The sequence below is a fragment of the Cysteiniphilum sp. QT6929 genome, from assembly GCF_030035755.1.
GTDB classification, from domain to species: domain Bacteria; phylum Pseudomonadota; class Gammaproteobacteria; order Francisellales; family Francisellaceae; genus Caedibacter; species Caedibacter litoralis.
Genome location: NZ_CP103983.1, coordinates 433,136 through 445,378, shown reverse-complemented (window position 1 = coordinate 445,378; position 12,243 = coordinate 433,136). Strand labels below are relative to the sequence as shown.

The following is a 12,243-nucleotide window of genomic DNA, read 5'->3' as shown; positions in this document are numbered from 1 at the left end:
AAATTATTGTGCCATGGGTATAAACCAAGGATAGAAAATTAAAAAAGCAAATAATGGTAAGTCATGAGGGGTGAGCTAAATGAATAATATACGATATCAACAAATTGTGGTAATAACTGGTTGTATGTTAGCAATGCTAACTGCTCAGATCAGTTTTGCACAAGAATCGTTAACAACAGGTGCAAATGAGATTTATTATGTGAATAATGGCAAAAGTAATAGTTTAACCTTGGATAAGCCATTCAATAGCAATGCAGAAGTTGCCATTCAAAGCACGACAGATTATCAAGCCTATGGCGCGCATTCTGATACGCTTAACACTAATGTAGCAATGAATTTTAGCTACAATGGCGAATATCAGGATCCGAGTTCTGATTTGGTGTATTTAAGAGCACGTGACTATGATGCAGGAACACAACGATTTATCGCACAAGATAATGCTAATGTTTGGAATAAGTATAACTTTGCTGATAGCAATCCGATTATGAATATTGATCCAAGTGGGCATTTTTCTATAACCAATGTATGGAAACATTCATCAAGTGGACTCTTGATGACACTGATCATGTCTGGCGTTATATTTACTGGAGGATATCTGGGTATTGCTGAGCTTGCTGCCTTAGGTGCTGAGAGTGTTGCGACTTCCGAGGCAGCAGGAGTTGCCACAGAAGGGCTTGAAGCTGGTGCTACTGCTACTGCAGAGTCAACTGATGTAGCGGAAGGATCATCTGCAGCATTAACGCAATCTGCAAATGATAGTGTTGCTGGTGAGGATGCTAATGGGATAGTTGATACTCAAGAAGCTGATATCGATGCACAAGAGCATTCTGTTGTTGGTACACAGGAGGGTGGGAGTGCCGAAGCTACTAACCCAAATGAAGCAAAGTTTTTTTCATGTGTATCACGCAAAACCGAGTTGCGTTTTGGTTTATTTAGTGAAGCATTAAGTGCGGTTGGCGTGATTGGCACCTATGGCAGTCATTTTTCGCCATTCTTAAAAAAATACGAAGGAGTGTGGGGTTTTTTAGACTATTTTGGTGGTGGTGCTGCATTTGGATTGATAAAAGGGTTGAAATTTGCAGACTATGTTGAAAATGCAAGTCAGACAACAAATTATTTGTTGCGTGCAGCAAACGGTGTTATGCGATTGTATAGAATGCCTTTTGGACGCTTTGCTCAAACGAATTTTATTCGTTCAGCTTCTGCAGGAATGGCGTATATGACCGTGAAAACACCATTTCTTATGGCGAGTTATGCAGGCGCTGATGCTGTTTATGATGCGACTAATCATGGGGAAGATTTGCCTGATTGGGTTTAGGAATCAATTTGCATAACGGTAAACAAGTTATTATTGAAAGCGTCAATAGAACTAACGGTTACGGATGAAACTTATGAATAAACTACCAATTATTTTGGTAACTATCGGTATCTATCTTATAGCATTAATAACAACACAAATAAGTTACGCTCATACAGCAAGACTTAGCATCAGTCTTTACTATGTGAATGATGGAAAAAGTAATAGCTTAATTTTGATTAAACCAATTAATGGCAATGCAAGTATTGCTATACAAGGTACGACGGATTATCAAGCCTATGGTATGCACCCTAATACGCTAAATACTAATGTAGCAACAAACTTTGGCTATAATAGTGAATATCAAGATCCTAGTTCTGATTTGTTGTATTTAAGAGCGCGTGATTATGATGCGGGAACGCAACGATTTATCACGCAAGATAATGCTAATGTCTGGAATAAATATAACTTTGCTGATAACAATCCGATTATGAACATTGATCCAAGTGGGCATATCAGTTTAAACACTATTGGGCTGTTAATGACAGTTGTTGTATCCTTAGCTAGCGTTCCTGTTACAAATGGAACTTCTTTGATGATGTTAGCTGAAACAGGAGCAAGTGTTTCTAATATTTTGTTTGGTATTGGTGACATAATTCATCATAGGTACTATGCTGCAGCTGGCGATTTTGCTATGGCTATAGGTGGTATGATCGGTGTCTATTCAGCCCAGGATAGTATATTTCCATTAGGGAGAAAAGCTTTGCTATCTAGACAAACTAGACAATTATCTGTCGATGAGGAAGCAGATATAAACATTGATAATATAGATATCCATAGTGAAGAGTTAAATGCGGCTAAAGTGACTAGAAGTAGTGCGGGATCAAATCTTTTATTAGGTGTTGGTTCAGGATTGAAAACATATCAAGACAACGATGGGAATCATTTTAACTTGAGTGACTTTGCAAGATTTACATTAATCAATGGTGCAACAGGATTTGCAGGTGGTCGAATCTACGGATGGGTGAGTGGTAGAATGGGCGAGGCTAATGGCATGGTTAAAAAAATTGTCTATGGGGCATTAAGAACAACGCTTAATGGTGCGGTTGGCATGACAGGCAATATGATTAATAGTGCAATTAGTCATGATATTAACTGGACAAATACAGCAGTTAATCTTGCTGCGGCACCACTTATGGGCGCATATTCTGGATTCTCACAAACTTACTTAGGTAATTATCCCAATAGTAGGTTAGCAAAAGCGATGAGATTTACTTATCTTAATTTAAAGACACCAATATTTGGTGCTTTGCTTAGTGGAGATATATCTGAGTTATGATTGAAATGAACATCTATTTTGCCTGTAGAAATTTAGATAGAAGCGGATAATCTCGTGCCTTGATTAGGTTGTATGTTTTGATATATGTGAAGCAAATTAAAAACGTCTTAAATTGAATAAGGAAGGTAGGTTATGAAATTTAGAATTCAGCTTATAAGAAAGAAGTCGATGATTAGCGGCGTTTTCTCAGTTTGGTTACCTTATCTTATTATTTTAGGTATTATTGTCAGTGTTGAAAGCTCATTTTCTAAAGAGGCTTGGATTAACAATAATAATGCAGTTAACTTATATTATGCTAATAATGGCAAAAGTAATAGCTTAACTTTGATTAAACCAATTAATGGCAATGCAAGTATTGCTATCCAAGGTACGACGGATTATCAAGCCTATGGCGTGCATTCTGATACGCTCAACACCAATGTAGCAACGAATTTTAGCTACAATGGAGAATATCAAGACCCTAGCTCTGATTTGGTGTATTTAAGAGCACGTGACTATGATGCAGGAACACAACGATTTATCACGCAAGATAATGCCAATGTCTGGAATAAGTATAATTTTGCTGATAGCAATCCAATTATGAATATTGATCCAAGTGGACATATGAGTAAAGAAGCAATCAATACCATATTGGGTATATCACTAATATTGGCGGGTATTGCCACTCCATGGCTGTTAGGCGCTTTTGCCCCAGCAGCTGAGGCAACAGTTGCATCAGTAGAAACTACAGAAGTTGCATCAGTAGAAACTACAGATAGTTTTGTAACTGCAAATGAGCCTGCTGCAGATAGTTTTGTCACTGCCAATGAAGATGATTCGATTGCTTTAGCGAATAATAGTGTCAGTGATAGCTCAGATGAGTTATTTAAAGCGCAGTCAATGCGTTATGGACTAAAGTCTTACCCTGTTACTTTTGTCGGCAATGGGATACAGGCACTTATTCAGAGAAAGACAATGACGCCAATTGCATATCTAGAAATGGGGCTTGAGGATATTGGTGGTGCTTTTGGTACCTTAGGTATGATAAACCCTAGTTGGGCTAAATCTTTTGGTTTATTAGATAATGGACTTGAAGGAGTGGCAACGGCATTATCTGCTGAGACTGTTGGTGCTTCATCAATGCTTTCAGGAGTAGCTGGTGGGTTTGGATCAGGGGGAGTAAGCGGGTGGATGGGAGGTTTTTTTGTTAAGAATATGTGGGAGCCTTTTTTAAAGTGTAATTTAAGAGCAGGTACCAAGTTTCTTGGCTCTGTTGGCATATTTGCGGCACGAGGCGCAACAATGGAGACAGCAAGAGAAGGGGTGATGTCGGCAGTGTCAGGGGAAAATGACATGTCGATTAAAAATATCTTAATGTCCTCTGGGGTTACAGCAGTAGAAGGTGGGATGTTTACTATGGCTGAACTAAATTTTCATAGCTTGCAAAGTGTACGCAGTTATGCATTTACTTATAATATGGGCGGGGCAGTTTTTCAGGTAGGTATTCCGTTTTTAATCTAATGCAAAAGGAGATATGTCTCGTGATTGTCAGCACTTTCTTTGTGTCGCATTTCATTCACCAACTTCCGATTTTGCGCAAGATATTGTAATCTACAGCGTAAATTTTATTGGAGTGATTAATGTTTAGAAAAATTGTACTGAGTACTTGTTTGAGTGTCATAATCACTTTGGCAGTGTATGCGCAAGAAAGTGATATTAACTTAAACAAAGTAACTAAAATAACCGAAAAATCAATGCAGCCATTAACAGCTGAGGCATCATTATCACAACCTTGGTTTGGTTTTGTGTCACCTTCAGATGATGCTAAAGAGGCAGTTTATATACAGAAGAAGGGGCAAGAAGATAAAAAAACGGGTAAGTGGCAGTGGCGTTATCAGCTTTTTTACGTCAAACATATTGATGCTAACGCTATGACAGACGCGCAAAAGCTTTTTAATTTTAACGTATTAAGTGCCTCTTGGTTTCCAGATGCGCATAAATTACTGCTTGTTAAAGAACAGCATAATCAATTAATCCTGTGTGTTTACGATATCAATCTTAACAAGTTATATCCATTACAAATGCCTGAGCAAGAATTAGTAAGCTATCAAATTTCACCCAATGGGCAAATGATAGCTGTGAGTGTGCATGAGGATAAGCGTGATAATCTTTCGGTACTTGATCCAGCGACAATGTATGCAGGTAATAAACTTTATGTATTAATGCTGTCAAAAGATCAAACGCATGTTCAAAGCATTAAAGCGTTAAGCCAGTCAGATGATTATGTGATGAATGATCGTTTGACATGGTTAAAGGATAGTAGCGGTATTATCTTTGTTAGTGCACATTCATTGGCGCCAGAGCGCTCAAGAAAGCGCGCGATCAAACGTGTTGATTTAGCAGGACATGTGATGAATTTAACAAAAAGTGAAGGCTATTATGATCAGCCAGTTTTGTCACATGATGGTAAAAAACTCGCCTATTTCTACAATCGATTACCCAAAGGCTATCAATATGCAGATTACCTTCTAAGATACAGCAACCAGCTGTGTATTTTGAACTTAAATGATCATAAACAGCAATGTTTTAAGCCTTTGTTTGAGGGTGGTGCCGAGTTGCTCTCATGGGATCAAAAAGATGAGAATCTATTGATGGTGCAAGATGATCATTTAACGAAGCGTCTTGTCAAAGTTAATATCAAGACATCGGACATTTTGCCATTAACACATGATGTATCAGTTCTTAGTCCTGTTGTTAACAATCAAGCAACAGCGATTGGCTATATGCAAATGAGTAGCAATAAAGCGCCTGAAGCAGTCGTTAGTCGTTTAGATGAGTTTTCACCAGAAGTGATCAATCCGCAAAGAAAACTACCCTATGCACTAGGGCAAACAGAAATAATCCATTGGCTTGGTAGCAATAAAGAAAGTATCGAAGGCTTTGTAACCTATCCACCAAATTATAAAAAAGGAGAGAAAGAGCATAAATATCCACTGATTGTTGCGGTGCATGGTGGACCCGCTAACCATTGGTGGGGCAGCTTTATTGGCTCACCCCATACGCTAGATACGCCTTTTTGTGTGGGCTGTATGGCGGCAGAAGGTTATGTGATCTTTAGACCGAATGTACATGGTAGTACGGGCTATGGCGTGCCATTTATGGCATCTAACTATCAGAAAATTGGGCAAATTGACTTGGAGGATATTACCCTTGGTGCTAGGCATTTAATCGCCGAGGGGATTGTTGATCCTAAGCGTATTGGCATCTGGGGTTGGAGTTATGGTGGCTTTCTTGCAGCAGTAGCAATGGAGCGTGACAGTCTTTTCAAAACGGCAGTCGATGGCGCTGGAGTCAATGATTTGGTGAGTCTTGAAGGCACTTCAGATTATCATACACTGACTTATCTTATGGGGGTGCCTTTTTGGCAAGATGCTAAGCCTTGGGTAAATATATCACCGGTTTTACATGTGGGTTCAGTTCACGGTAGCATATTGATTCAAGGGGGTGATAGAGATACTGAGGTGCCGCTTAGTCAATCGTTAGAATTATATTATGCTTTAAAACAAGCGCATAAAAAGGTCTCACTAAAAATCTATCGTGATCAAGGACATGAGTTCTCAGAACCTAATCAGCTATTAGCAGGGATGAAAGATACGGCAAATTGGTTTAGGCAAAATCTGTAGCCTGTGGCAGAATAATAAGCATTCTTTTAACATAAATAACTGGCATTACGCACTTTAGAAAAAACTATGATTTTATAAACACCCCGTCAGCCTATGGCTGCCACCCCTCTTGCAAAGAGGGGAATTGGGCAACGGTAATTTTAATTCCCCTCTTTGCAAGAGGGGTGCCAAGCTTGAGAGGTGGGGTGTTGAAATAGCAAAAGTGCGTAGCTCCAGCAAATAATATAAATGTTGCACAAACAACCATAATTTAGCAACTTGAGAGCACAAGAGCTTATTATCTATGAATTTAAGTGACTATAAACGCATTGTGATTAAAATTGGCTCATCGCTGTTAGTTGATGATAATTACGAAATCAGAAAAAAGTGGCTTGAAAGTTTAATCGCTGATATTGATCAGTTATACAAACAGGGCATTGAAATCATTATTGTCTCATCAGGGGCTGTGGCATTGGGGCGTAAGGTGCTTAACTGCATGGGGCGTAAATGCACCTTGGCAGAAAAGCAAGCCGCTTCAGCAATTGGGCAAATTAAGTTATCACAAGTCTATCAATCACAATTTGCAGCCTTTGACATTCATAGCGCGCAAGTGCTATTGAATATCGATGATATTGAAACGCGTCAACGCTATGTTAATGCGCAAAACACCTTGGAAACACTGCTCAAATTTCGCGTAATTCCGATTATCAATGAGAATGATACGGTAGCAACGACTGAGATTAGCTATGGCGATAATGATCGCTTAGCGGCGCGTGTTGCGCAAACCATTAATGCTGATTTATTAATTTTATTCTCCGATATCGATGGACTATATACCGCTAACCCAAATATTGATAAAACAGCCCAGTTTATCAAAAGCGTTGATGTGATTAATGATGAGATCAAATCAATGGCAGGAGAGAGTCACACCAAAATCAGCTCAGGTGGTATGATCACTAAAATTCTAGCTGCTGAGATTGCGGTTAATAATGGTTGTAATATGCTGATTTGTAACGGCAAGGCACTTAAGCCCTTAACAAGCTTGCAAAATGCGGGACGATTTACGTTGTTTAAGGCGCAAAAAATTGATCAAAGTGCTAAAAAGCGCTGGCTTGCACATCATGTGAAACATAGTGGTGCGCTTACTATTAATGAAGGGGCACTGCGCGCACTGCGCCTTGGTAAGAGTTTACTCAGTGTGGGTGTGATGGAGTGTGTCGGTAATTTTAAAGCCGATGATGTGCTTACGATAAAGGATGAACAAGGTAATACGGTAGCAATTGGTGTGGCAATGTTGCATGCAGAGGTATTAAAGCAGGTGCTATTAGCTAAAAATTATACGCCAGAGACAAAAGTGATTGTTCATCGCAATAATATGGTATTGGTTTGAGAGAGAATTCAGTTTTAGGAGTTAAGATAAGTGATAAATGAATATCAGGCAATAGAAACACTGTGCAAACAAGCCAAACAAGCAACATATCACTTGGCGTCAAGCACGAACGATATGCGTAATCAAGCATTGTCATTAATCGCTGATGAGATTGTACGCAATACGGATAATATTCTAAAAGGCAATGCCAAGGATATTGAAAATGCAACGGCAAAGGGCTTAAGTAAAGCCATGCTTGATCGCTTATTGTTAACGCATGAGCGAATTGTCGCGATGAGTGATGGCTTGCGTGAGATTGCAAAACAACCCGACCCACTTCATTGTGTGCTATCACATGTGCAAAGACCAACAGGACTTGATATCAAAGCAGTCAGTGTGCCACTAGGTGTCATTGCAGTCATTTACGAGTCACGTCCAAATGTCACCGTTGATGCAACTGGACTGTGTTTAAAATCAGGTAATGCCGCAATTTTAAGAGGTGGTAGCGAGAGCTTTTATTCAAATCAAGCGATTATGCGCGCAATACAGATGGGATTGGCAAAGTCAGAGATTGCCAGTGATGCCGTACAAATGCTGCCAACTCAGGAAAGAGCCGCCATCGAGTATCTGGTAGCTCAAGATCAATATATTGATGTGGTTGTGCCACGCGGTGGACGCGCACTGATTGAATATCTGACAAAGCATAGTAAAGTGCCTTTGTTTAAGCATTTAGATGGGATATGTCACACCTATGTTCATCATGCAGTGGATTTACGCAAAGTGCTTAATGTGTGTGTTAATGCCAAAATGCGCCGTCCTAGCATTTGTGGTGCAACGGAGACGATTTTATTGGATCGACAGTTGCCAATAGAGGATATTGACGCGCTATTAACCGCATTGGATAAAGCAGGGTGTGCGCTGCGCCTTGATCAGGATTTATGGCAGCAATTTTCACAATATGAAAAAGCAGAAGAGTCTGATTGGTCAACGGAATATTTAGATAGTATCGTTTCAATCAAGTATGTTGATGATGTTGCTGCAGCGGTTGTACACATTAATCATTATGGCTCGCATCACACCGATGCGATTTTAACCGAAGATCAAACAGCTGCGCAATTTTTCATGCAGAATGTTGATAGTGCCGTCGTGATGCACAATACCTCTACACAATTCTCAGATGGTGGAGAATTTGGCATGGGCGCTGAGATTGGGATATCAACAGGCAAGCTTCACGCTCGAGGACCTGTTGGCATTAAACAATTAACCACATTTAAATATCAAGTAGTGAGTAATGGCAGTGTTCGTGCTTAAGCAAACCACAAAGACACAGTGCCCTTGATGCGTTGCCATAATGAGCCGGTTGCATCATCTTTTAATGCAACGACTGGGAATGTCTCAATGGTTTTACCTTTGTAAACCATATCAACGCTGCCAGCATCAGTGCCTGCTGTAACAGGTGCAACAAGACCTTTAGGGTTCTTGTGTAATACAAACTGAATATCTTTGGCATCGATATAGCTTGGGAAGCTAATTGCTACGGGTTTTTGCACACCGATATCGACGGTGTCACTCTCGCCTTTGTAAATGCGGATATTGCCTAAGGCGTAATTAGCTGGATAGAACGTTTTCGTCTGGAAGTTAGAAAAACCATACTCTAGTAATGTCTGGCTATCACGAGCGCTTTGCAAAAGGCTGGTTGAACCAATAACTACAGAGATTAAGCGATCATGATCAGGCTTCACTGCTGAAGAAACCAGCGAGTAACCCGCAGAGTCTGTTGAGCCTGTCTTGATACCATCAGCATAAGGATAAATATCTAATAATTTGTTGTAATTACGGGTAACAAAACCATTCATGCTAACACTAGACATTTTGTAGTAATGATAGTATTGCGGGTAGTCATAAATAATATGTTGCGCAAGAACAGACAAGTCACGCGCTGTCGTGTATAAGTTAGGGGCTGGTAAACCCATAACATCACTAAAATGCGTGTTATTCATGCCTAGTTTCTTCGCTGTGAAGTTCATAATATTGACGAAACCTTCTTGTGTACCGGCAAGCGTCATTGCTAAGGTGACTGCAGCATCATTACCTGAGGCAACAATGGTGCCTTCTAGTAAGTCCTGGATAGTCACTTCTTGGGCTGCTTTTAAATGCATGCTTGATCCTGCGGTATGCCAAGCAATGGCAGGAACTTGTACTTTTTGATCAAGCTTGATGCTACCTGCAGCTAGCTTCTGCTCCACGATATAAAGGAGCATCATCTTGGTTAAAGAGGCAGGTGCAATACGCATGTTGGCATTTTTCTCAGCTAAGATATTACCTGTCTTAGCATCAATCAGTAGATAGCTTTTGACATTAAGCATAGGTGGTGTGACAACTTGATTGTGCCAGATCGCAGTTGCAGGTGTAATATTCGGTAGTACTAAATCCGCAGGTGCAGGTGGCACTTGCACTTCAAGTGGAACATTGGCGCTTGATGAAACAGCACCATAGGCATTAAGTGGCACACCCATATAATTAACAGATGTTGCGCCATAAGTATTGGGTTCATTTTGTGCCGCAGGTTGCGCTACTTGTGTTGTTTGTGTTGATTGTGTTTTTTCTGCATCTTGAGCAAATGACAGTTGCGTGGCTAGCAAAGCGATAGAGGATGCTGCAATCAAAGAGATTTTTTTAATAGTAAACATGTTATTACCTATTATGTTGACGTTTGAATTTATAATGACATTTCAATGCAGTTATTATACTGATCTTAAAAGTCTTTTAAACATAAATACGGCGAAACTTAGCGATTGATTTTGATCCGATGGATAGACATTTTAGAAATTGCAAACAAAGCACGCTTCGGTATAATACATGCCAGTGAGTAAAAGATGAGTAAAAGAGTTGAACAATGCCTGGCATGTTGCATGCTGGGCGTTTTTTATTATTTATTGGTGTTACGCATTTTAGAAAAAACTATGACTTTATAAACACCCCGTCAGCCTACGGCTGCCACCCCTCTTGAAAAGAGGGGAATTGGGCGATGGTGATTTTAATTCCCCTCTTTTCAAGAGGGGTGCCAAGCTTGCGAGGCGGGGTGTTGAAATAGAAAAAGTGCGTAACCTCAGTTATTTAGATTTAAAGTAAAGACTAAAAGATAAAAGAATTAAGGATAAAAAATGGCAGTACGAATTCCAATGACTGTTGCCGGTGAAGCGGCGTTAAAAGCAGAGTTACAAGATTTAAAAAGTGTTCAGCGCCCAAAGGTGATTGCTGCAATCGCTGAAGCACGTGAGCACGGTGATTTAAAAGAAAATGCCGAGTATCATGCCGCGCGTGAGCAGCAAAGCTTTATCGAAGGACGTATTCAAGAGCTTGAAGTGAAGCTTGGTAATGCGCAAGTGATTGATATTGCCAATATGACCAATAGTGGCAAAGTGGTCTTTGGTGCGACGGTTACCTTGATAAATATTGATAGTGATGAAGAAATAACCTATCAAATCGTCGGCGAAGATGAAGCGGATATCAAATACAATAAAATCTCATTAAGCTCACCATTAGCGCGTGGGCTCATTGGCAAAGAAGAGGGTGACGAAGCCAATATCGCAACGCCTTCAGGTGTGGTTGATTATGAAATTGTGACGGTTGAATATCGATAAGGTGTGATCGTTAGCAATGAATTATATTTTACTGTTATTTATCGGGGTTATCTGGGGCGGTCAGTTTGTTTTAATCGACTTCTCATTAGCCAGTTACACGCCTGAGCAGCTTGCTTTATTACGAACATTTTATGCCGCAGTTTTTTTGATTGTCTTTTGTTTGGTTGCCAAAAGAAAGCGCTATAAAAGAGACCTTAAAACATGGTCTAAAGTTGCAGCAATTGGTGTGCTTGAAGTGGTGATTCCATTTACTTTGGTGATGTGGGGGCAGCAGTCCGTTTCAGGCAGTATGGCATCGATTTTGATGGGCACGATTCCGTTTTTTACCATTATCTTAGTGTTATTAACGCGTGTTGAGCGCGCGACAAAGGCTAAGTTTGTCGGCATGCTCATCGGTTTTATTGGTTTATTGGTTTTATTTGCGCCTGATTTAATGACAACAGGTCTATCAAGCGCATTATTGCCACAGTTAGCGATTATGCTTGGCGCGTTATCGTTTGCTAGTGCGTTAATCATTATCAGAAGCCTACCCAATGAAGATGCATTTTTGCTATCACGTGATGCGTTTATCATTGGCACGATTATTATGCTTGGCATAAACCTTGGCAATGGCTCGTTACAAGGTATGCATTTTGCATTATATCCTTTTATTGCATCGATTATCTTAGGTGTGTTTTGCTCGGGGTTGGTTTATGTGCTGTATGTCAGTTTAATTAAACGTGCGGGTGCCGGGTTTTGCTCATTATCGAACTATCTTGTGCCGCTATTTGGCAGCTTGCTTGGTGTCATCATTATGGGCGACCATATTAGCATCAATATGGTATTTGCTTGCTTGTTGATCTTATTATCTATTGCTGTTGAGCCAATATTGAGCCTGTTAAAGCGCCAAAGTCGCGCAAATGCAAGCTGACATTACTCGTCAGTAAGCTATACTTGGTCGCATGGACACTGAA

Annotated in this window: 9 protein-coding genes; 8 read left to right on the top strand and 1 reads right to left on the bottom strand. The window is 40.1% G+C overall.

Translation table 11 applies throughout. The annotated features are described in order from the left end of the window. Positions 1–79: 79 nt before the first annotated feature. From NYP54_RS01955 to NYP54_RS01930, 6 genes are all read left to right on the top strand, one after another. Positions 80–1,318 carry an RHS repeat-associated core domain-containing protein gene (locus NYP54_RS01955; protein WP_283156934.1) on the top strand — a complete coding sequence of 413 codons (1,239 nt, stop codon included), beginning with the start codon at positions 80–82 and terminating at the stop codon, positions 1,316–1,318. A 73-nt stretch (positions 1,319–1,391) separates the two neighbouring features. Beyond that, positions 1,392–2,636 carry an RHS repeat-associated core domain-containing protein gene (locus NYP54_RS01950; RefSeq protein ID WP_283156933.1) on the top strand — a complete coding sequence of 415 codons (1,245 nt, stop codon included), beginning with the start codon at positions 1,392–1,394 and terminating at the stop codon, positions 2,634–2,636. Between the two features lie 132 nt (positions 2,637–2,768). Next, positions 2,769–4,136 (top strand): RHS repeat-associated core domain-containing protein, encoded by a 1,368-nt coding sequence (locus NYP54_RS01945; RefSeq protein WP_283156932.1) that lies wholly within the window; start codon positions 2,769–2,771, stop codon positions 4,134–4,136. Between the two features lie 119 nt (positions 4,137–4,255). After that, complete coding sequence (locus NYP54_RS01940; protein WP_283156931.1) at positions 4,256–6,298, top strand: prolyl oligopeptidase family serine peptidase; 2,043 nt, start codon at positions 4,256–4,258, stop codon at positions 6,296–6,298. A 283-nt stretch (positions 6,299–6,581) separates the two neighbouring features. Next, positions 6,582–7,667: a glutamate 5-kinase gene (gene proB, locus NYP54_RS01935; RefSeq protein WP_283156930.1), complete on the top strand. Its 1,086-nt coding sequence runs from the start codon at positions 6,582–6,584 to the stop codon at positions 7,665–7,667. A gap of 30 nt (positions 7,668–7,697) precedes the next feature. Beyond that, positions 7,698–8,957: a glutamate-5-semialdehyde dehydrogenase gene (locus tag NYP54_RS01930; RefSeq protein WP_283156929.1), complete on the top strand. Its 1,260-nt coding sequence runs from the start codon at positions 7,698–7,700 to the stop codon at positions 8,955–8,957. Here NYP54_RS01930 and NYP54_RS01925 read toward each other — a convergent pair. Further along, complete coding sequence (locus NYP54_RS01925; protein WP_283156928.1) at positions 8,954–10,336, bottom strand: D-alanyl-D-alanine carboxypeptidase family protein; 1,383 nt, start codon at positions 10,334–10,336, stop codon at positions 8,954–8,956. The genes NYP54_RS01930 and NYP54_RS01925 overlap by 4 nt on opposite strands. 474 nt (positions 10,337–10,810) lie before the next feature. On the opposite strand from NYP54_RS01925, the gene greA reads away from it, so the two are divergent. Both greA and NYP54_RS01915 read left to right on the top strand, forming a co-directional pair. Next, positions 10,811–11,290, top strand: coding sequence for a transcription elongation factor GreA (gene greA / locus NYP54_RS01920; RefSeq protein ID WP_283156927.1), 480 nt, complete (start codon positions 10,811–10,813; stop codon positions 11,288–11,290). A 16-nt stretch (positions 11,291–11,306) separates the two neighbouring features. Further along, complete coding sequence (locus NYP54_RS01915) at positions 11,307–12,200, top strand: DMT family transporter (RefSeq protein ID WP_283156926.1); 894 nt, start codon at positions 11,307–11,309, stop codon at positions 12,198–12,200. The last annotated feature ends 43 nt before the right edge of the window (positions 12,201–12,243 follow it).

Excerpts from the sequence above, each read along its gene's own strand:
- NYP54_RS01955 (WP_283156934.1), top strand. The coding sequence starts at position 80 with ATGAATAATATACGATATCAACAAATTGTGGTAATAACTGGTTGTATG.
- NYP54_RS01950 (WP_283156933.1), top strand. The coding sequence starts at position 1,392 with ATGAATAAACTACCAATTATTTTGGTAACTATCGGTATCTATCTTATA.
- NYP54_RS01945 (WP_283156932.1), top strand. The coding sequence starts at position 2,769 with ATGAAATTTAGAATTCAGCTTATAAGAAAGAAGTCGATGATTAGCGGC.
- NYP54_RS01940 (WP_283156931.1), top strand. The coding sequence starts at position 4,256 with ATGTTTAGAAAAATTGTACTGAGTACTTGTTTGAGTGTCATAATCACT.
- proB (WP_283156930.1), top strand. The coding sequence starts at position 6,582 with ATGAATTTAAGTGACTATAAACGCATTGTGATTAAAATTGGCTCATCG.
- NYP54_RS01925 (WP_283156928.1), bottom strand. The coding sequence starts at position 10,336 with ATGTTTACTATTAAAAAAATCTCTTTGATTGCAGCATCCTCTATCGCT.
- greA (WP_283156927.1), top strand. The coding sequence starts at position 10,811 with ATGGCAGTACGAATTCCAATGACTGTTGCCGGTGAAGCGGCGTTAAAA.
- NYP54_RS01915 (WP_283156926.1), top strand. The coding sequence starts at position 11,307 with ATGAATTATATTTTACTGTTATTTATCGGGGTTATCTGGGGCGGTCAG.